Source organism: Bacillus sp. OK048, assembly GCF_900103525.1.
Taxonomy (GTDB): domain Bacteria; phylum Bacillota; class Bacilli; order Bacillales; family Cytobacillaceae; genus Neobacillus.
Genome location: NZ_FNHN01000005.1, coordinates 298,429 through 318,609 on the forward strand (window position 1 = coordinate 298,429; position 20,181 = coordinate 318,609).

20 protein-coding genes, 1 riboswitch and 1 other annotated feature are annotated in these 20,181 nt (G+C 33.9%); of the genes, 14 read left to right on the plus strand and 6 right to left on the minus strand.

The annotated features are described in order from the left end of the window. Nucleotides 1-32 precede the first annotated feature (32 nt). The 8 genes from BLR86_RS11925 to BLR86_RS26805 all read left to right on the plus strand — a co-directional run bounded on the left by BLR86_RS11925 (nt 33) and on the right by BLR86_RS26805 (nt 8,959). Nucleotides 33-1,091: a glycosyltransferase gene (locus BLR86_RS11925; protein WP_090761629.1), complete on the plus strand. Its 1,059-nt coding sequence runs from the start codon at nt 33-35 to the stop codon at nt 1,089-1,091. A gap of 33 nt (nt 1,092-1,124) precedes the next feature. Next, a complete protein-coding gene (locus tag BLR86_RS11930) occupies nt 1,125-2,321 on the plus strand; it encodes a glycosyltransferase (protein ID WP_090761631.1) in 1,197 nt (398 codons plus the stop codon). 17 nt (nt 2,322-2,338) lie between these two features. Further along, a complete protein-coding gene (locus tag BLR86_RS11935) occupies nt 2,339-3,529 on the plus strand; it encodes a glycosyltransferase (protein ID WP_090761633.1) in 1,191 nt (396 codons plus the stop codon). Nucleotides 3,530-3,533: 4 nt separating this feature from the next. Next, on the plus strand, nt 3,534-5,069 hold the full coding sequence (locus tag BLR86_RS11940; RefSeq protein ID WP_090761636.1) for an oligosaccharide flippase family protein: 1,536 nt from the start codon (nt 3,534-3,536) through the stop codon (nt 5,067-5,069). 577 nt (nt 5,070-5,646) lie between these two features. Continuing rightward, nucleotides 5,647-6,723, plus strand: a complete 1,077-nt coding sequence (locus BLR86_RS11945; protein ID WP_090761638.1) for an acyltransferase family protein — start codon at nt 5,647-5,649, stop codon at nt 6,721-6,723. A 289-nt stretch (nt 6,724-7,012) separates the two neighbouring features. Continuing rightward, a complete protein-coding gene (locus BLR86_RS11950; protein ID WP_254782310.1) occupies nt 7,013-7,474 on the plus strand; it encodes a VanZ family protein in 462 nt (153 codons plus the stop codon). 221 nt (nt 7,475-7,695) lie between these two features. Continuing rightward, nucleotides 7,696-8,816 (plus strand): IS3 family transposase gene (locus BLR86_RS11955; protein WP_090761642.1). Its coding sequence is split into 2 segments (ribosomal slippage): nt 7,696-7,945 and nt 7,945-8,816, totalling 1,122 coding nucleotides; the frame shifts between segments, so codons are not numbered across the junction. Nucleotides 8,817-8,833: 17 nt separating this feature from the next. Further along, complete coding sequence (locus tag BLR86_RS26805) at nt 8,834-8,959, plus strand: hypothetical protein (protein WP_302847218.1); 126 nt, start codon at nt 8,834-8,836, stop codon at nt 8,957-8,959. A 158-nt stretch (nt 8,960-9,117) separates the two neighbouring features. On the opposite strand, the gene BLR86_RS11960 is transcribed toward BLR86_RS26805, so the two are convergent. Both BLR86_RS11960 and BLR86_RS11965 read right to left on the minus strand, forming a co-directional pair. Continuing rightward, entirely contained in the window at nt 9,118-9,822 is a 705-nt protein-coding gene (locus tag BLR86_RS11960; RefSeq protein ID WP_090761643.1) for a DUF421 domain-containing protein, read from the minus strand. A 26-nt stretch (nt 9,823-9,848) separates the two neighbouring features. Continuing rightward, a complete protein-coding gene (locus tag BLR86_RS11965; protein WP_090761645.1) occupies nt 9,849-10,907 on the minus strand; it encodes a lactonase family protein in 1,059 nt (352 codons plus the stop codon). Nucleotides 10,908-11,440: 533 nt separating this feature from the next. Continuing rightward, a riboswitch (cyclic di-GMP riboswitch) is annotated at nt 11,441-11,524 on the plus strand. A gap of 29 nt (nt 11,525-11,553) precedes the next feature. Between BLR86_RS11965 and BLR86_RS11970 the strand changes: the two genes are divergently transcribed. Beyond that, nucleotides 11,554-11,682, plus strand: a complete 129-nt coding sequence (locus tag BLR86_RS11970; protein ID WP_090761647.1) for an anti-repressor SinI family protein — start codon at nt 11,554-11,556, stop codon at nt 11,680-11,682. A gap of 400 nt (nt 11,683-12,082) precedes the next feature. Here the strand turns inward: BLR86_RS11970 and BLR86_RS11980 are convergent, their stop codons facing one another. Then, a complete protein-coding gene (locus tag BLR86_RS11980; protein WP_090761650.1) occupies nt 12,083-12,787 on the minus strand; it encodes a DUF421 domain-containing protein in 705 nt (234 codons plus the stop codon). A 29-nt stretch (nt 12,788-12,816) separates the two neighbouring features. Further along, nucleotides 12,817-13,875 (minus strand): lactonase family protein, encoded by a 1,059-nt coding sequence (locus BLR86_RS11985; protein WP_090761652.1) that lies wholly within the window; start codon nt 13,873-13,875, stop codon nt 12,817-12,819. A 134-nt stretch (nt 13,876-14,009) separates the two neighbouring features. Between BLR86_RS11985 and BLR86_RS11990 the strand changes: the two genes are divergently transcribed. Together BLR86_RS11990 and BLR86_RS11995 are read left to right on the plus strand one after the other, a co-directional pair. Next, nucleotides 14,010-14,717 (plus strand): DsbA family protein, encoded by a 708-nt coding sequence (locus BLR86_RS11990; protein ID WP_090761654.1) that lies wholly within the window; start codon nt 14,010-14,012, stop codon nt 14,715-14,717. Then, the gene (locus tag BLR86_RS11995; protein WP_090761656.1) at nt 14,710-15,120 is read left to right on the plus strand and encodes a disulfide oxidoreductase; all 411 of its coding nucleotides are present in this window, start codon (nt 14,710-14,712) and stop codon (nt 15,118-15,120) included. The genes BLR86_RS11990 and BLR86_RS11995 overlap by 8 nt, the downstream gene beginning before the upstream one ends. A 61-nt stretch (nt 15,121-15,181) precedes the next feature. Here the strand turns inward: BLR86_RS11995 and BLR86_RS12000 are convergent, their stop codons facing one another. Continuing rightward, nucleotides 15,182-15,628, minus strand: a complete 447-nt coding sequence (locus BLR86_RS12000; RefSeq protein ID WP_090761658.1) for a Dps family protein — start codon at nt 15,626-15,628, stop codon at nt 15,182-15,184. 352 nt (nt 15,629-15,980) lie between these two features. Here BLR86_RS12000 and BLR86_RS12005 point away from each other — a divergent pair, with 352 nt between their 5' ends. The 3 genes from BLR86_RS12005 to BLR86_RS12010 all read left to right on the plus strand — a co-directional run bounded on the left by BLR86_RS12005 (nt 15,981) and on the right by BLR86_RS12010 (nt 18,101). Then, nucleotides 15,981-16,580: a cell wall hydrolase gene (locus tag BLR86_RS12005; protein WP_090761660.1), complete on the plus strand. Its 600-nt coding sequence runs from the start codon at nt 15,981-15,983 to the stop codon at nt 16,578-16,580. After that, nucleotides 16,570-16,743: a hypothetical protein gene (locus BLR86_RS26420; protein WP_217642380.1), complete on the plus strand. Its 174-nt coding sequence runs from the start codon at nt 16,570-16,572 to the stop codon at nt 16,741-16,743. Before BLR86_RS12005 ends, BLR86_RS26420 begins: the two co-directional genes overlap by 11 nt. A 218-nt stretch (nt 16,744-16,961) precedes the next feature. Further along, nucleotides 16,962-18,101 carry an HAD family hydrolase gene (locus tag BLR86_RS12010; RefSeq protein ID WP_090761662.1) on the plus strand — a complete coding sequence of 380 codons (1,140 nt, stop codon included), beginning with the start codon at nt 16,962-16,964 and terminating at the stop codon, nt 18,099-18,101. Between the two features lie 156 nt (nt 18,102-18,257). Here BLR86_RS12010 and serA read toward each other — a convergent pair whose 3' ends face one another. Further along, on the minus strand, nt 18,258-19,892 hold the full coding sequence (serA, locus tag BLR86_RS12015; RefSeq protein WP_090761664.1) for a phosphoglycerate dehydrogenase: 1,635 nt from the start codon (nt 19,890-19,892) through the stop codon (nt 18,258-18,260). 66 nt (nt 19,893-19,958) lie between these two features. Further along, nucleotides 19,959-20,167, minus strand: a binding site (T-box leader). Nucleotides 20,168-20,181 lie beyond the last annotated feature (14 nt).

A 20,181-nucleotide genomic window follows, 5' to 3' on the forward strand; every position in this document is an offset into this window, starting at 1 on the left:
GCTGGAACCTTAAAATCAGGGGGTATATGTGATTGAAGCCTTTAGTTAGTATTATTGTTCCAATATTTAAGGTGGAAAATTACCTTAGAAAATGTATTGATTCACTGTTAAATCAAACATTATTAAGTATTGAGGTAATATTAGTTAATGATGGATGCCCTAACGGTTGTGGAAACATCATTGAGGAATATAAAAAAAGAGATACAAGAGTAATAACTATTCATAAAAAAAATGGAGGTCAGTCATCGGCTAGAAATGCCGGTTTAGATATTGCTAGAGGTGAATTTATAGGATTTATTGATCCTGATGATTGGATCGAACCAAATATGTATGAGGCACTATATAAATCTATAATTTCATCAAATGCTGACGTAGCAATATGTGGTCGGGGTACTTATGAAGAAAATGGAAATGTTGGATCTCCGATAATTCCGGAACAAATATTAATTGATTTTAGTAGTTACCCAAAATTTCAATATGTAATTCAAAAGTTTTTTTTTCCTCATACAGCATCAACCTGTAATAAGTTATATAGAAGAGAAATATTATATAAATATAATCTTAGGTTCAAAGATGTTAGTTATGTTGGCAGTGAAGATGCACTATTTAATTATGCAGTTCTTTGTAATGCTAAGAAAATAGTTGCGATAAGTGATGTCTTATATAACGTGTTGATTAGAAACGATTCAACTGTAAGGACTTTTAATGAAGGTTATATGATTCGAACTTCAAATTTAATCAAATCTATGCATGAGTATTCTGGAGAGTTTGATACATTAGATTTGTATCGGGATTCGTACCCGATTATTTTTTTATATTATCAGCAGTGGAATATAGATAGAGTAAATATGCTTACTAATAATAATATCCAAATTATTACGAATGAGTTGAAGCAAGCCTCTAAATTAGATTATTTTAATAAAAGTAGTTTAAGAGTAGCTTTAGATTATAAGATGACAAATCATATGAAGAAAATAGGATATAGCTCTAAAGGAATTCTATTCATTCGCATTTTTATGTTATTAAGTTCTTTTAAATTATATAACCTAGCTTCTAGATTTAGATCAATGAGGCGATTAAAGCCAAATTGATAAGTATTTCTTGGTGAAATGAGGCAAATAGAGATGAAGAAAAAGATATTATTTGTAATAAACTCTTTGACAATTGGTGGGTCAGAGAAAAGCTTAGTGTCACTTCTAAATTTGATTGATCTTACTATTTATGATGTTGATTTAATGATGTTTAAAAAAGGAGGAGAGTTTGATAAGGACGTGCCGAAGGAAGTTAATATATTAGAAGAACCAGAGTATTATAAATTTGTTGCTAAAGATCTTAAAAGTAAAGATTTATCACTTAAAGATAATATTAATTATAGGATTTGCAGGTTGAAAACAACCTTTAATCTAAGAAAAAATTTAATGAATTCAAAAAAAAGACAAACAGAACAAATACTTTACAAAAGTCAGCGAAATGCATTGAGGAAATTAGAAAAGGAATACGATGTCGCCATTGCATATAGTCAAGGGATGCCTACTTATTTTGTAGTAGACTTTGTTAATTCAAAAAGGAAAATTGCTTGGATTAATTGTGATTATGTAAATACTCAATATGACAAGGATCTTGACTATAGATTTTACAAAAAGGTTGACAAAATAGTAGTTGTTTCAAAAGCAATAAGGGAATCTATAGCGGCAATGAAACCAGAATACGATAAGAAAATGAATTTAATCTTAGATATTGTAAATCCAAATATAATTAAAAATATGGCAAACCAAGGTGCTACTGTATTCCATGATAAATCTGTAGTAAATATTTTAACCGTTGCGCGATTGATTTCCCATTATAAGGGTTATATTACTGCAATTAAGGCAGCTAAACTTTTAAAAGATAATAATTATAAATTTAAGTGGTATGCAGTAGGAGAAGGTGAGGATAGGAAAGAAATTGAAACATTCATTAATGATTTAGGAATGAATGAGGAATTTATTTTATTAGGGAAAAAAGAAAATCCATACCCTTATATGAAAAATTGTGATATATATGTTCAACCATCTAAAAAGGAAGGTTTTGGACTCACTGTAATTGAAGCGAAAGTATTAAAAAGGCCAATAGTTTGTACTAATTTCAATACCGCAGATGAATTAATTAATAATGAGGTTGATGGATTGGTTGTTGGACACAATGAGCAAGATATCTTTTTGGGAATAAAGAGATATTTAGACGATATTAATTTTAAGAATAATATTTTAAAGACACTAATGAATGAAAAACCATATAGTTCAGTCGGCGAAATAGATAAAATATATAAATTAATTAGTTAGTAACTGGGGAAGATGAAATGAAAAAAATATTATTTATGCTTATTAACATGAATGTTGGTGGAACGGAAAAAGCATTGCTCAACATGATATCTGAGATACCAAAAGAAGATTACGAAATAACAATATTAATGTTGGAGAAATACGGTGGATTTTTGAATTCAATTCCAGAGCATGTTCATATCAAATTTTATAATGGATATAAGGATATAAAACATATATTGAACAAACCACCACGTACAACTGTTTTAAATTTTCTTAAAGCAGGTAAAGTACTACAGGCTTTGAACATCACATTAATCCACCTTCTATCAAGTATATTAAAGGAAAGAACCTTGTTATTTAAGTATCTTTTAAAAGGATACTATGAAATTGATACTGAATATGATCTTGCAGTAGCTTATGCCGGCCCAATGGACTTCATAAGCTTTTTTGTTATAAACAAAATAAAAGCTAAAAAGAAAGTTCAGTGGATACATTTTGATATAAATAAAATAGGATTTAACAAGAGGTTTGCTTTAAAAGTTTATAAAAAGTTCGACAAAATTTTTATTGTATCAAAAGAAGCTAAATCAAAATTAATTAGTTTGGTACCACAATTAAGTGGAAAATCTGAGGTTTTTTTCAATATTGTTTCTCCGGAAATTATTCGGAACCAAGCTAAGGATGGTAATGGATTTAAGGATGAATTTGATGGATTAAGAATATTAACAATAGGTAGATTATCAAGGGAGAAGGGGCAAGATCTAGCAATTCGTGCATTAGCTAAATTAAAAAAGGATGGCTGCAAAGTAAGATGGTACTGTATTGGAGAAGGAGATTCACGGAAAAATTATCAAAAATTAATAATGGATTACAATTTAGAAGATAGTTTTATATTATTAGGAGCAGACACAAATCCGTACCCATATTTAGAACAGTGTGATTTATATGTACAACCATCAAGGTATGAAGGATATTGTATTACCATAATTGAGGCTAAACAATTTAATAAACCAATTGTAACTACTAATGTAAATGGGGCAAAAGAACAGATTGTTAATGGAAAAACTGGATTAATTGTAAATATTGATGAAAATGAAATTTATTCTGCACTAAAAAATTTAATTGATAGTAGTTATTTGCGAGCAGAGATTTCCAGTAATTTAGCCAAAGAAAACTATGATACATCTTTAGAAATGATTAAGATATTTAATGTTATGGAAGGATAATAAAATGAAAAGTCAACTTAAAGCAGGTGCGGTATTAACATACGTTGCATTGTTTATTAATAGTGCTATTTCTATAATTTATACTCCTATAATGTTAAATCTACTCGGTCAATCAGAGTATGGTTTATATAGTTTGGCTAGCTCAGCAACAGGGTTTATTGGAGTTTTAAATTTTGGATTAGGAAATGCAGTAATTAGATACACAGCAAAATATAAAGCACTAAACGACGAGGAAAGTTGCTCGAAAATATATGGTATGTTCTTTATTATGTATGGCATTCTAGGGATAATTGCATTAATATCTGGTACGATATTAACAGTAAATTCAGATGTGCTGTTTTCAAATTCATTAAGTATACCTGAGATGAATAAATTAAAAATTCTAATGGCAATAGTAACTATTAATCTATCTATAGGAATAGGATTAGGTCTATTTAGTGTTATTGTACTTGCCCATGAAAAGTTTATTTTTCAAAGAATTATTGTTATTGTCAGTTCAATCATTAATCCTTTAGTAATGTTGCCATTATTGTTAACAGGGCATAGATCAATTACTATGGCGATTGTTACAGCATTAATTAGTGTGTTTTCCATTTTGCTCAACATATATTATTGTTTTAACGTTATAAAAATAAAGATTTTATTCAAAAGAATTGAATTAGGATTATTAAAAGAAATTATTATTTTCTCCTCATATATATTTATTAATTTAGTAATAAGTAAATTATATGATTCAACAGACCAAGTTATATTGGGAATTTATAGTGGTACAGTTGCTATCTCCTTATATACTATTGGTGCAACATTTACTGGCTATTTTTCTGGATTTTCTTCAGCAATCTCTAATGTTTTCCTAAGTAAAGTTACTGGAATGGTGACAAGGGAAGTTTCCACCGATGAATTGTCAAATTTATTTATTAGAATAGGAAGAATTCAATATATCGTTATATCATTTGCTTTAAGTGGGTTTGTTGTTTTTGGGCAAGAGTTTATAATTTTATGGGTTGGTAAAGAGTTTCAACTTTCTTACATAATAGCCATAATAATTCTTGTACCAATGGTAGTCTCTTTAATACAAAGTATGGGTGGCGTAATACTTCAAGCAATGAATATGCAAAAATTTAAAACCATAACTAATGCAGCCGTTGCAATATTAAATGTCCCTCTAAGCGTTATTTTTGCCCAAAGGTGGGGGGCTGTTGGGTGTGCACTTGCTACTGCAATTGCTTTTACCGTTGGTAATATTATTGTGATTAATTTCTATTATTGGAAAACAATAAAGATAGATGTACCTGCCTTTTGGAAAAATATACTTTTTATGAGTCTACCTGTTTCTTTAAGTCTTTTATATGGGCAGACTTTAAATAAAATTATCCTAGCTGATTCTTGGCTTTTATTGTTTACTAAAATTTTAATTTTTTCAGGTGTATATATTCTATTAATGTGGTTTACGGCAATAAATAAACATGAAAAGGATTTATTTATTGTTCCGATTAGGAATATTACACGAAGGTTTAAAATTAGAGATCATGTTGCCTAAAACATAAGTGTCATCTCTTTGCATAGGGCTTACTCTAAGCAAAATAAATATATAAGTTAAGAGAAAACAAACCCAAAAAGGTGGCTCTTGAAATTTGAATAATATAATGTAACAGTAAATATAATTAAAAGTAGAGTAAAGCATCTAGCATTTTAGACATATTACGTTTTTTTTCCGCATTTGTAGTCTTCTTATTTCATTTCTATGTACCACTTCCAGGCTATCAAGCAGTTATGGTATTTTTTGTATTAAGTGGATATTTTATTTCAGCAACTATATTAAAATCATTAAAGAGAATAGGTGGAGTTGGTCTGAATATTTTTTGAAAAGGGTAATACGCTTATGGATAGTACTACTACCCTGTTTAATTTTGACGTTTCTATTGGCAAATTTACAATTGATGCTCTTTGGTTCAGATCAAAAAATAGGTAATTTCTTAGATTTAAAAACCTTTTTAGCAGCTATTCTCCTTTGAAGGCAACAAAAACACCATAAATTATTATAGCGGAAATTAACTTACAATATATTTCAATAAAGAGGAAAATTGCTAATTATGATTTTTTAAGGAGAATTATATATGGAATTCACAAAAAATGATATAAAAGTAACAAAAGGAGTAGCGATATTATTTATGCTGCTCCTTCATCTTTTTTGTAGGAAAGATGTTAATGGTTTGTATGAAACATTCCCAATAATAGATGGAGTTCCTTTGATTTACTATATTGGTTTGTTCGGTGATGCATGCGTGCCTATGTTTTGTTTTGCAAGTGGATATGGATTATTTGTAAGTATGAATAAGGCGAAGGGATCCATTCTAAAGAAGAATTTCATGAGAATTCTTAAATTACTTATTAACTATTGGATTGTTTTAATAATTTTTGTAGCTATAGGGGCAATGACTGGTATGTCTGAAATATTACCAGGTAGCCCAACTAAATTTCTTCTTAATTTCTTCGTATTATCTAATTCATATAATGGTGCATGGTGGTTCGTACAAACCTATATTATCCTTGTACTTTTAGCACCACCACTTTTCAAGGTAATTAAGAAGTATAATTCTATTACTATATTTTTGATATCTGGATTTATTTATTTAATTACTTATATCCAACGTATAAAACAAGTTCTTGATTTCGGGGACAACTCTGCCATAAATATTCTTGTAAATGCAATTGTTTTGGTAGGTACTTCCCAATTGCCTTTTGTTGTAGGGGCTATTTTTGCAAAGGAAAAGATTTATTCAAAGTTATATAATACACTAAATAAATTTAAGCAGAAAAATTTAATTTGTATAGCTGGAATACTTTCACTATTTATCATACATTCACTATATGAGTCAATGATAATAGCACCTATTACGGGCATCACATTTATTTGTTTTTTTAATTTAATCGATAAGAATCTTAACATTCAAAAGGGCCTAAACTTTATTAGTAGTCATTCAACAAACCTTTGGTTAACTCATATGTTCTTTTACATGACTATCTTTCCGAAGCTGACCTTTGCTCCTAAATACCCAATACTGATCTTTTGCTGGTTAATCATACTGTGCTTAATTTCTTCTTATATAATTAACCTTATTTATAAACCAATGATTCATTATATTGATAAGAAGAATTTAGTTTTAAATCTAAATAAAAAGATTGCAGGATAAAGTACATTCTTGGTGAATTTATTATTAAAACTTGAGAGTAGGTGTACAACAAGTCATCGTTCTTCCAATCCTTGATTGATAGAGCTATCTACGACGTTAGTGAAGAATTAACGTTACTAATTTAGATTTTTCTTATTCAGAACAAATGGAGAAATTGTTAAAAAAGGATAGAATTTAGTGTGAGGAGTCATCTACCTTCTTTTTTTTGAATAGTAAGAAAGGATTACTATCACTTGTTTAGCGAAAATATAAGGATTGGTGCTGCAAAATGCGATTTATTGGCCGTTTTATGCTTACGTTATTTCCATTTATTTATATGTTCTTAATTTGGCAGCAAACAAGTAAATTTGACCCGGAATCAGTTAGTGGTTTATCAACAGTTTTAAGTGATGTTGTTATTCTTGCTATAGGGGGAACATTGGAACTTGCCCATCTTTTTGAATTTAGCATCCTATACTGCCTAATAATAATGGCGTTGCTTTGTTATGGATACTTGAATAAGTGGAAAGAGACATTAGCTATTGTGATTTCACTTTTATATGGACTAGCGGATGAAATTCATCAATTATTCGTCCCATTTAGGTCTTTTTCCATTATAGATTTAATAAAAAATTCAATAGGGATTTTGGTAATATGGTACTTCATCCATCAAAAATACTTTACTAAAAAGGACTCAAGATTGGGTTCTTTTTTTAGAAAAATAACAACGTTTTTTAAAAAGGAAAAGGCGAATACTTCTATTAAGTTATAACGAATGTTATGTTAATGTTCGAATACTATCTTTTAACATGGGGGATAACTTTTTTGAATAAAAATTTTTACAAAAAGTAAATATATCACACAAAAATAGTTCTTTGAAGAGAACGGGTTGTGCGATATAATTAGTTTGATACACTAGTGATGCATTAATTTAATTTCACTATTAGTTAAGGTCAAGTAGACTACAGTTACTATTACTGAGGAGAATCTATTATGACCAAAAGAGAGCGTAGAAAGTTTACTGAAGAATTCAAGCACCAAATGGTCCAGCTCTATTTGAACGGGAAACCTAGAAAAGAAATTATTCGTGAATATGACCTGACTCCATCGTCACTGGATAAGTGGTTGGGTCAAAATAAGACAAGCGGATCATTTAAGGAAAAGGACAATAAAACACCGGAGGAAACAGAATTGATTAAACTCCGGAAGGAAAATAAGCAGTTACTGATGGAGAACGATATTATAAAGCAAGCAGCGCTGATACTAGGACGCAGGAAAATGTGATACGTAATAACCAACACAAATACTCGATTTCAGCAATGTGCAAGGTCCTACAACTTCCGAGAAGCACCTATTATTATGAAGTGAAAGAAAGGGCAAAAGAGGATGACATTACATCCGATGTGATTGATATTTTTCAGGCAAGTCGTCAAAACTATGGAACCCGCAAAATAAAAGTAGAATTAAAGAAACGTGGTTTAATCGTTTCTAGACGCCGAATTGGGCGAATTATGAAAGAGCAGGGCCGTGTCTCAGCTTACACTGTAGCTCAATTTAAACCACATTCGAAATCATGTAATGAATCTGAACAGAAGAATGAATTAAACCGCAAGTTTGACCAGGAAGAAGAAATGTCAGCGATAGTGAGCGATTTAACGTACGTAAGAGTCAATCAAAAATGGCATTATGTATGTATGTTTGTCGACCTCTTTAATCGGGAAATCGTGGGCTGCAGCACAGGTCCAAACAAAGATGCATTACTAGTTTATCGTGCATTAGCCTCCATCAAAGTGGATCACAATAAGGTACAGATTTTCCATACTGATCGAGGAAATGAGTTTAAAAATAAACTGATTGACGATGCCTTAAAGACCTTTAATATTCAACGTTCTTTAAGCATGAAGGGCTGCCCGTATGACAATGCCGTAGCTGAAGCCACGTTCAAAATCATCAAAACAGAACTTGTTAAGGGACGACATTTTGATAGTTTAGAAGATTTGACAAGAGAATTACATGACTATGTCCACTGGTTTAATTACTTACGAATTCATGGAACACTTGGTTATGTAAGTTCCATTGATTACAAAAATGCAGACCTTAAGGAATTTGTCTAGTTTAGTGTTGACATACCATGACAATCATTGTCATTGCTCATCAAGTAAACGTGTTAGATGAAGTAGGATTATTCAAAGAGGAGAATTTGGTCAACTTGCAAGGGAAAAAAGTATGTTTGGTCAATAATACAAGACCAAATTGAAGCTTAGTAACAACATTCAATATTTACCCATAGCTTCAACCAATCTAAAATATCCTTAGTTGATATTAATTCGATTAAAGAAACAAAGAATTAAGGGTGACAATATCCTTCTTGAAGAATAGTCCCAAGAATAAAATATTTATTCTATGGGACTATTTTTATTTATACAAAAAAACCTCCAAATGGTTATTACAATCAATGGTTGCAAGCAGCACGTTTTTAATATTTGTATGATATAGATTTTCTAGCTTCTCAACAACCCAGTCCTCATTTATGTTCACTTGTTTTAATACGTTGGAATAGATGGTACCTTCCTTAATAATCGTCCTTGGAAGGTCAAATGGTTCAATTTCCATTTTATATGTTGCAGGTGTAATAGGGTTATATTTTGGATCCAAAAAAACGGATACTTTCCCATCAGCTTCCCACAATGCTAATGCAACTTTTTTAATATCCTCAACTTTTTCTTCCCGTAATTCTTCTAACAAAAGATCGATTGATATTCGTGCTTTATATAATCCTTTATAGATAATCTCCCCGTCCCTAACAAGTGTGATGGGGGCAGGATTAATTAGGTTTCTTATTCGTGGAAATTTTAAAATAGTATAAACACTGCCAATATACAATATCACCAAAACCACTGTAGTCGTAAGAGAACCTTTTAGTCCAAGATGTTCATCTGATAATGGGTGAGCAATGATGTTCCCGATTATTAGAGCAATTGCAAAATCAATCAATCTTAGCTGAGCGATGGAACGCTGACCCATCACCTTGGCTACAAGAATTAAAAAGAAATAGGCTACGACTGCACGAAGAGTCCATTCTAATGTTGTTAGTGTTTCCTGACTATGAAAGAAATCCATCGTTAACACATCCTTAGAGGTAAGCCCTAATTTCTTAAAAACTTAACACAAACAGGGTGTGGTACCTTAATATCAGATTGTAAAAGAGTCAATCTTCCTGTGCTTTTATCTCTTGCATATAAAACAATATTGCTTGATTCTTGATTAGAAGCAACAATGAATTTTTCAGAAGGGTCAATTTCAAAATCCCTTGGCCATTCCCCTTCGGTTGAGGTGTGCTCCACGAAGTTCAGTTCACCGGATTCTTGGTTTATTTGAAAGAGGGCAATACTGTTATGCCCACGATTACCAGCATAAACAAAACGGCCATCTCCAGAAATATGAATGGCACTTCCTTGGTTATTTTCTTTAAAGTTTTCCGGCAAAGTAGATATATATTGTAGCTCAGTAAAATGCGCGTTTTCCGGATGATAGTTCAATACAATTACCTCAGAGCTAAACTCGGTCATAATATAAGCATATTTGCCATTAGGATGGAATTCGAGGTGCCTCGGACCGCTTCCAGCTTTCAATGGCAGTAGGTTTACTTTTTCAAGTCTACCATTGTCATTTACTTTATAGGAAATTAGGGCATCAATACCCAGTTCAACCACCGCTAAGAATTTTTCATCTGGGGTTAACCCTGCATAATGAGTATGCGCCTTTTCCTGTCTTGGGTCAGGACCTGAACCCTCATGTTTCATAATCGAAACAGCAGGTTGTACGGATCCGTTTTCTTGTTCAAGCAAATAAGAATCTACCGTTCCTTTATGGTAATTAGCACTAAAAAGATAGTTATTATTAGTGTCTACACTTACATGGCATGGTGGTGATCCCTCTGAAAATTGACTGTTTAGTACTTTTAATTCACCGTTATCGGTAATAGAGAAAGCTGCTATTCCCCCTAATTCTCCTTCTTTTACAACTGAATATAGGCGGCGATTATTTGGGCTAATTGTTAGGTAGGTTGGGTTTTCTAACCTGGCAGCAACTTTAATGTCTACTATAGTTCTGTTATCCGTGTCTAGTGTGAAAGAATAGATTCCTTCGCTATCTCCTTTCGTGTAGGTTCCAATAAAACCTGTGAAACGTTTTTTTTCAGTCATCACTTAAACTCCTTTAATTAAATATAATTTATTTATAATATCAAACTAGCCATCGAATTATTTACATCTATCTGGTCTGTAATAAATGTTCTTTGTGAGTGTATGTCTTATGATTACATTAAATGCGGAAAATAAACAAGTAAAAAGTATAACTTGTTTATTTTCCGCAAATAGTCATATTAACTATTTCAGTGGAGTATATGTATCTACTACCTTCTTCCCAATTTATAAACAACAAACAGTTCCTTATTGCACTATTAATATTTCTTTATAATGAACTAACCTATTGATTTTTATATTTGTAAATAAATACATCGTTAACTTCTTCTAAGGATGATAATAACCATTACTTCAATAATTTTACATAATACCGGTCCTTTCTACCTGCAATTGAATTAAATTTGTTATCTTATATTTATATTTGTAACAGTTCTATGGAAAAAATGTAAAAAGGTGTCGTAATTTTTGGAATTTTTTTTGTTCTATATAAAGAATTAATGTGGTACTATTTTCTTATAAACTTTATAGCTTTAATAAGATAAAGGCAAACCTCTCGAAAGATAGGGACGCAAAGCTACAGGTCTAAAGTACTGAACAATGATGGCTGAGCTGCTAAATACTATATTTTAGGGGGACACCTAGTACTATGTTAACCGCACTAGTAGATGAAAAAGAACTAGATAAGGAATGGATTGGCCTCATTTTAGAAGCTCGAAATTTTGGAATTACGGTTGATGAAATTAAGGACTTCCTAAAAGAAACTACTCATACTTAAAAATGTCCTCCTTGGATTTTTATCTGCATAGCAAATCAGCCATAATCGCTTACATTAGGGGTTCAATGGAAAAAAGAACTTGCTTTAACAAAAAATGTCCATTAAAATGGGCCTTTTTTCGTGTTAAGGGGATTAAACAATATATGGATTTTATTGATTACCAATTTTTTAGCTATGATAGTGTTAAGCACAGTATGATAGAAATCCGTCATTGGATATTCCCTTCAAAATTTGATCTCTCATGTGAACTAGGAGAGATACAAAAGGGAAGCTCCATTATTAAAATGTACATATCGTTATATAAGAATAGGATATCAGGACTAGTAAAGGTAATTTTTTAAAATGATTCAAATAAAAAAATAGAGCACGTAAGGGAATAGTACCCTTACGGTGCTCTATTTTATTTATAAAGGAAAACCCTTAAATTGTCTTTTTGATCAATGGTTGCAAGCAGCACATGTTTTATATTTGTATGATATAGATTTTCCAGCTTGTCAACAACCCAGACCTCATCTTTGTTCATTTGTTTTAGTAAATCAGAATTAATGGTACCTTCCTTAATAATCGTTTTTGGAAGGTCAAAGGGTTCAGTAACCAAGTTATAGGTAGATGGGGTGATTGCTTCATATTTTGGATCCAAGAATACCGAAACTTTTCCATCTGTCTCCCACAATGCCAGTGCTACCTTTTTAACATCTGCTGCCTTTTTTTTCCTTAATTCTTCTAATAAAATATCGATTGATATTCTTGCTTTTTTTAATCCATTAAAGATAATCTCTCCGTCCTTAACAAGGGTAACAGGTTCGGGATTTATTAGTTTTCTAATTCGCGGCCATTTTAAAATAGAATATATACTGCCAATATACAATATCACTAAAACCGATGTAGTCGTAATAGAACCTTTTAGTCCAAGACGTTCATCTGACAAGGGGTGGGCAATGATGTTCCCAATAACAAGAGTAATTGCGAAATCAATTAATCTTAGCTGAGCAATGGAACGCTGTCCCATTGCTTTGGCCACAATAATCAAAAAGAAATAGGCAACGACAGCACGTAGAATCCACTCCATTGTCGTTAAGGATTCCTGACTTTGAAAGAAACTCATCGAAGACACGTCCTTTTATTCAGTTAAGACTAATTTCCTAAAAACTTAACACAAACAGGGTGCGGTACATGAATATCAGATTGTAGAAGAGATAGTTTTCCAGTATTTTCATCTCTAGCGAATAACACCAAGTTGCTGGATTCTTGATTTGAAGCAACAACATATTTACCACTAGGATCAATGGCAAAATCCCTAGGCCAATCCCCTTCTGTAGAAGTATGCTCTACGAAACTAAGCTCCCCTGTTTCCTCATTGACACCAAAGACAGCAATACTATTATGTCCACGATTTCCTGCGTATACAAACCGTCCATCGGCAGAGATATGAATCGCACTTCCTTGGCTATTTTCTTTAAAATCTGCTGGAAGGGTAGAAATGGATTGGATTTCTGTAAAAAGACCCTCTTCTTGATCATAGTTTAAAACAACTACCTCAGAGCTAAATTCAGTCATGAGATAAGCAATTTTTCCATTAGGATGAAAAGTCAGGTGGCGCGGACCGCTCCCAGCTCTTAATGGAAGGGAATTTGCTCTTGTCAATGCACCATTTTCAAACACCTTATACGTAATCAAGGCATCAATACCTAAATCAACCACTGCTAGATATTTTTCATCAGGAGTTAATCCTGCATAGTGGGTATGGGGCTTTTCCTGTCTTGGATCAGGTCCAGAACCTTCATGTTTAACAATAGATGCAGCTGGCTGGACTGAGCCATCTTCATGATTAAGTAAATAAGATTCAACGGTTCCTTTATGGTAATTAGCGCTGAAAACATAACGCTTCTGACGATCAATACTTACATGACAGGGAGAGGCACCATCTGAAAATTGACGATTAATAGGCACAAGATCCCCGTTTTCACGAATGGAGTAAGAAACAAGTCCACCAGATTGACCATCCTTAGCAACAGAATATAAATTCTTTTTATCATGGGACAAGGTTAGATAGGTCGGATTTTCAAGGGAGGCAACGGCTTTAATATCTGTAATATTCCCTTTAGTATGGTTTAAGATAAAGCTGTAAATTCCTTTACTATCACCTTTTGTATAGGTACCGATAAACCCTTGCTGTGAATTAGTTGTTGTCATTATAAAAACTCCTTACATTTTGATATTCTATTATTTTAACCTTATAAAGGTCCTTCAGTCTAATAACTGGAATTTTTGTGTGACCCGCTTTATAGTTAGTAACATAAAAAGTAAATAAATAAGGAGATTAATCTATGGCACAAAAGAAAAAAAACACTAAAAAAGGAACGAAACCACCAACCTCATCATCAAAATTTGTTTTTTGGATTATCGGATTGATTGCAATTAGTATTATTGGATTTATTTTTCTCGCAAATAATGATAAATCTGCGGATAATGCGAAAAACGAGATTGATTATGCCAATCAGCCTTTTTTAGGTGAAGAATCTGCACCAGTTTCTATTGTAGAATTTGGCGATTATAAATGCCCTAATTGCAAAAAATTTACCGACAATGTGGTCCCGCTGATTGTAAAAGAATTTGTTGATACTGGTAAAGCTAAATTTTATTATTTTCATTATCCATTTATTAATGTTGACTCCGATCGTACCGCGAAATTCTCAGAAGCGGTTTTTCATGAGTTAGGGAATGATAAATTTTGGGAGTTTCATGATCTAATTTATAAAAAACAGCCTGAAGATACACGCTACGAAAAAGTGGATGTATTTACCGAGAAATTTTTAACAGAAACTCTTACTGAAATTGCCAATGAAGATGAAGTTAAAAAAGTAGTAACTTATTTCGATACAAAGGCACCAGAGGATGCTTGGAAGAGTGACGAGGCGCTGGGAAGAAAATTGGGCGTACAGGGAACTCCAACCATTTTCGTAAATGGAAAACGATTTGATGGACAAACAATGGAAGACTTAAATAAATTGGTAGAGGAAGCGGCCAATGAATAAGCCTTTACTGCTTGCATGGGTGGCAGCCCTTATGGCTACCATAGGTAGTTTGTACTTTAGTGAAGTTCTCCATTACATTCCATGTACACTATGTTGGTATCAGCGTATCTTTATGTATCCGTTAGCGGTCATTCTGGGTATTGCCTTTTACCGAAACGATAATGGAATTGTAAAATACACTTTACCGCTGTCAATCATTGGGATGCTTATTTCAGGCTACCATACGGCACTTCAAAAGATTCCGTATTTGCAGCAGTTTGAAATGTGTAAAAGCGGGATACCTTGCTCTAAGGATTATATTAATTGGCTTGGTTTTATTACCATTCCAATCTTGGCGTTTACCGCCTTTACGATTATTACCATCTGCTTAGTAATCATTACTCGCAAAAAAGAGACTAATTAATAGTCTCTTTTTTGTGCTGATTAAAAAAGTCCAACTTATGAAGTTGGACTTACGTTGCAGGTTAGATTGATTTCCCAAGGAAAGCAGTAAGCATCCAGACATGTTTTTCTAATCCAGAATGAATGGCAAGTAACATATCGCCAGTTGTTTCATCACCAATTTCTCCAGCATGGCTCATACCTTCTTTTAACTCACCAATGATAATAGCGAAATCATTGATAATGGTTTGAACCATTTCTTCAGCTCTTTCATTACCATTTGCTTCTTGAATCGATGCCATTTCAAGACATTCTCTCATGGTAGCAACTGGTTTTCCACCTACTGCTAATAATCTTTCTGCTAACTCATCTACATGAAGGCCTGCTTCATTATAGAATTCCTCAAATTTGGCGTGTAAAGTAAAAAATTGTCCGCCCTTCACATACCAGTGATAGTTATGTAACTTGATATACAATACAGACCAGTTTGCAATTTGTTTGTTAAGTACGCTGACTAACTGATTTTCCATGTATGAACCCTCCATCATTTTGTCTTCTATTATATTATTACCAAAGATTAAGTAAGAATTCTTACCGAATTTGAATGACTTTTTGTCAATTTCGTGAAGATTATCAAGGTTACAAAAGGATTTCATGAAATAAGCATGAAATAGACTGTAATATCTCCACCTTAAATACCCATTAGTGGAAATAAACTGGAAGTATAAAGATATTGGGTTATTGTTCCAATTGGTAGATAGATGCTTTCATAGTAGGAAAGAATTGAACCTTTTTCACAATGGGATTTTTTGGCTAATGAATAAGAATGTTACAACTGATAGCCTTAGTAGTAGAGAAACGAACTACGAGGAGGAACATAACATGAAAAAACTAAACAAGCTTATAATTGCAACGGGATTAATCCTATCAATGTCAGCATTTACCGGAGTGACTAAGTCAGAAGCCGCTACCAACCATAAAGTACAATCAGGTGAAACGTATTGGAAAATCGCATCTAAGTATGGCGTACCAGTTAATAGTTTAATGAAAGCAAATGGTGCGTCGAGTTCACTACTTTATGCAGGCTCGAATCTAGTAATCCCAAATGCTTCTATTTCAGCTGCTGATAAAGACTTAATGGCACGTCTTGTTCGTGCAGAGGCAGTTGGTGAACCATATGCTGGTAAAGTAGCGGTTGCAACAGTAATTTTGAACAGAGTTGCAAGCCCTGATTTCCCTAACTCGGTAAGAGAAGTTATTTATCAAATTTCAAATGGGCATTACGCGTTCACACCTGTTCAAAACGGACAAATTAATCAACCAGCGGATGCAGCATCAAAACAGGCTGTAAATGAAGCACTTGCTTTCCAAGGACAAGGAAATGGCTCTTTATTCTTCTACAACCCAAACACAGCTGTAAGTCAGTGGATCTTCTCACGTGAAACAACAGTTACAATCGGAAATCACCGTTTTGCTAAATAAACAGTTTGAAGAGCTAGTCATTATTATGGCTGGCTTTTTTTGTATCTATTCAAAAGAAAAAATCGATGATGACCAAAACTCATATAAAAAACATGGAAATGGTCATCATAGCATCGATGATGACCAAAACTCATGGAAAAAAACATGGAAATGGTCCTCATAGCGTCGATGATGACCAAAACTCATGGAAAAAAACATGAAAATGGTCCTCATAGCGTCGATGATGACCCAATCTCATGGAAAAAAACATGTAAATGGTCATCATAACATCGATGATAACCAAATTCTTTTATAATGATTCCTGGTCTTTTTCTTTAAATTTAGCTCAATACTGTGTTACGATAACGAGATAAAGCGGTTTGGGAAAAGAGGGTAGTTTAAATGATTAAAACAATATTATTTGATGTTGATGGCGTTTTGTTAAGTGAAGAACATTATTTTGACGCATCTGCTTTAACCGTTTGGGAATTGTTAATCAGTAATAAATATTTGGCAATGGCACCAGAAAAATTTAGAACAGATTTTAATGAAGCAGAGATTAAGGCGATTCGGGAAACTGTATTTGGAAAAAATGATGAGGTTCTAAAGCTCATGAAGTCGCGGGGACTTAATGCCAATTGGGATATGATCTATTTATCATTTGGTCACCAACTTATTCATCTCCTATCACAGATAAAAGATAGCGAAAATGAGAAAATAAGCAATTGGTTGAAGGAACCGATTACGAGAGAAGTGCTGGTTGAAATGGGTAGAGTTCTAGATAACTATTCTGTTAAAACAGATTTTCAATTATTTGTAATTGATTTTGAACATTCAACGGAAACGAAGCAAGAATTGTTCGATTACCTTAACCAATTGGTAGAAGAAAAGCTAGGGGTAAAAACGACGATCTTTAGTGGAATTGGCGCACTTTGGTCTGTATGTGAGCATACTAGCCAGGAATGGTATGTAGGGGATGAAAATGTACTGAAGTCTACGGGTAGACCTTCTGTTCAACTAGGAAAAAAGGGCTTTTTAGCAAATGAAACGACATTGGCAGCTAAAGAGGACATTGATTTGCTATTTACATTCCTGAATGAAGCGGGAGTTAAGATAGGGATTGGTACCGGGAGACCAGAGCTTGAAACCAATCTGCCGTTTCACCACCTTGACTGGTTAAAACATTTTAATATCAATCATATTGTTACTGCAGATGATGTACTAAGAGCAGAAAAACAGCTTGATGAAAGACGCTCATTATCAAAACCTGATCCTTTTACGTACATTTTGGGACTAAAGGGCAGGGAAACTTCGGTAGAGACCTGTTTACGTACTCCATTGCCAATTGAAAATGGAGTAGAGGTGTTAGTGGTTGGTGATTCCTTGGCCGACTTGCTGGCTGCAAGGCAAATGGGGTGCCAGTTTGCTGCAGTTTTAACCGGATTATCAGGAAAAGCTGCGAGAAGTGACTTTGAAAAGCATGAAGCTGACTATATTTTGGATTCTGTCCTTGATGTTAGGGGAATTGTTGAGAGAAACTAAGTGGGGATTGCAGTGCAATCCTTTTTTGGTGTGTCATCCAGGTGGTTACTCGCGGAATATTCGAATTTACTCGCGACTTTTTCACATTTACTCGCCAACTCCAAAAAATAGATAAGAAAAATGACCAAATCACGATCAGATTTGGTCATTACTTCATTATTTCACTTTTTCTAATTCAAATCTTCCTGGATAAAAGGAATCGGCATTTGATAACTCCAAAGATTGAGCTTCGTTTAATCCGTTAATGAGTGCAAGGGCACGAATAACCTCTGCGTTAAGTTGTTTATCAAGGGTTAACACCATGACGGCTTCTCCACCAACGGTGGTTCTCCCCACCTGCATCGTTCCAATATTGATCTGATAATCACCAAGGAGGGACCCAACCTTACCAATCATACCAGGGACGTCCTGATGTTTAACAAGTAAGAGATGGCTTTCTGGTCTAACATCAATACGGTACTCGTTGATTTTAACGATTCTAGCCCCGTAACCGTTTAATACGGTGGCACCAATTTTAGCTGTTTCCACACCCTTTGTTATTGAAAGCTCCATGTAATTGGCAAACCCTTTATTTGTAGCATTTTTTTGGACATTGTAGGAAACACCCTGTGCCTTTAAAAGATGAAGAGCGTTAATTAGATTAACAGAATCACTTAAATGATGGGATAGGATTCCTTTAATCATCGTTCTCGTTAATAATTCAGTATCTTCTTCAATTAAATCACCATAATAGTTGATTTCAATTTTAGAAGGTGCATGTTTTAATAATTGAACAACCAATTGACCCATTTGTTCGCCAAGCAGTAAGTATGGCTGCATTTTTTTCTGTGCCTCGCCGGACATTTGCGGCATATTGACGGCATTGCGGATAGACTGTGTTTCAAGGATTTCAATAATTTCTTCACTTACCTCTTGGGCAACCTTTTCCTGTGCCTCTACAGTAGACGCTCCTAAATGCGGAGTTACAATAATATTCGGGTTATCCAGCAATGCTGGGTCAGCAACTGGTTCTTTTTCAAATACATCGAGTGCTGCACCTGCAACGTGCCCTGCTTGAATCGCCCTTACCAATGCTTTTTCATCAATAATTCCGCCTCGTGCAACGTTGATAAATCTTACACCCTTCTTTGTTTTGCTTAAGTAGTCGTCATTAACCAGACCTTTTGTATCACTTGTGAGCGGTGTATGGATCGTAATGAAATCAGACTCACGTGCGATTAAATCGAGGCTGGCTTTTTTCATTCCTAATTTTTCGGCTCTCTCTTCCGTGAAGTATGGATCATACCCTAAGATGTTCATCCCAAAGCTTTTAGCTCGCTTTGCGACCTCGGTGCCGATCTTACCCATACCGATGACACCGAGAGTTTTTTTGTATAATTCTACACCTTTGAAAGAATTGCGGTCCCATTCACCGCCTACTGTTTTTTTGTGAGCCTGCGGGATCATCCTGGCCATAGAAAGCATCATCGCTAGAGTATGTTCAGTAGCCGCAATCGTATTGGCCCCAGGAGCGTTAATGACGATAATCCCTTTACCGGTAGCAGCATTGACATCAATGTTGTCAACACCAACACCGGCCCTTGCAATTACCTTAAGACGATCCGCATATTGGAGCAGTTCAGCTGTAACCTTCGTCTGACTCCGTACAATTAAAGCCTCGTAATCTCCTATTATATTCTTTAATTCTTCGGGCTTTAGTGTAGGCTGGCGCTCGACAATAAAATTAGGGTGATCAAACAAACTTTTTAAACCAGTATCGCTAATACCATCTGTTACAAGTACCTTAAACATTGAACCTCATCCTTTCGTTATTTATAAAATTAAAAAATCCCCCATAACAGACAGATTTGTACTGTTATGAGGGACGTGAACTACGTGGTGCCACCCTCTTTTACTGCAAAAATGTGCAGCCTCAGGCATGTTAACGGGTTGTCCCGGGCATTCCTACTAAAACTTTAGTCTGCCAGTTCAGAAGGGCTGGGTAAAAGTAAGAAATTGCACTGGTTCACAGCAACCACCAGCTCTCTGAAGCATTTTCTTACTACCGTCTTCATCATCACACATTCTATTCGATTAAATT

Coding starts and splice junctions, on each gene's coding strand:
- serA (WP_090761664.1), bottom strand. CDS start 19,892: ATGTTTAAGGTACTTGTAACAGATGGTATTAGCGATACTGGTTTAAAA.
- BLR86_RS11965 (WP_090761645.1), bottom strand. CDS start 10,907: ATGACTGAAAAAAAACGTTTCACAGGTTTTATTGGAACCTACACGAAA.
- BLR86_RS11945 (WP_090761638.1), top strand. CDS start 5,647: ATGGAATTCACAAAAAATGATATAAAAGTAACAAAAGGAGTAGCGATA.
- BLR86_RS11930 (WP_090761631.1), top strand. CDS start 1,125: ATGAAGAAAAAGATATTATTTGTAATAAACTCTTTGACAATTGGTGGG.
- BLR86_RS11935 (WP_090761633.1), top strand. CDS start 2,339: ATGAAAAAAATATTATTTATGCTTATTAACATGAATGTTGGTGGAACG.
- BLR86_RS11985 (WP_090761652.1), bottom strand. CDS start 13,875: ATGACAACAACTAATTCACAGCAAGGGTTTATCGGTACCTATACAAAA.
- BLR86_RS11990 (WP_090761654.1), top strand. CDS start 14,010: ATGGCACAAAAGAAAAAAAACACTAAAAAAGGAACGAAACCACCAACC.
- BLR86_RS11995 (WP_090761656.1), top strand. CDS start 14,710: ATGAATAAGCCTTTACTGCTTGCATGGGTGGCAGCCCTTATGGCTACC.
- BLR86_RS12000 (WP_090761658.1), bottom strand. CDS start 15,628: ATGGAAAATCAGTTAGTCAGCGTACTTAACAAACAAATTGCAAACTGG.
- BLR86_RS11950 (WP_254782310.1), top strand. CDS start 7,013: ATGCTTACGTTATTTCCATTTATTTATATGTTCTTAATTTGGCAGCAA.
- BLR86_RS26805 (WP_302847218.1), top strand. CDS start 8,834: ATGACAATCATTGTCATTGCTCATCAAGTAAACGTGTTAGATGAAGTA.
- BLR86_RS11980 (WP_090761650.1), bottom strand. CDS start 12,787: ATGAGTTTCTTTCAAAGTCAGGAATCCTTAACGACAATGGAGTGGATT.
- BLR86_RS12005 (WP_090761660.1), top strand. CDS start 15,981: ATGAAAAAACTAAACAAGCTTATAATTGCAACGGGATTAATCCTATCA.
- BLR86_RS11960 (WP_090761643.1), bottom strand. CDS start 9,822: ATGGATTTCTTTCATAGTCAGGAAACACTAACAACATTAGAATGGACT.
- BLR86_RS12010 (WP_090761662.1), top strand. CDS start 16,962: ATGATTAAAACAATATTATTTGATGTTGATGGCGTTTTGTTAAGTGAA.
- BLR86_RS11970 (WP_090761647.1), top strand. CDS start 11,554: ATGTTAACCGCACTAGTAGATGAAAAAGAACTAGATAAGGAATGGATT.
- BLR86_RS11940 (WP_090761636.1), top strand. CDS start 3,534: ATGAAAAGTCAACTTAAAGCAGGTGCGGTATTAACATACGTTGCATTG.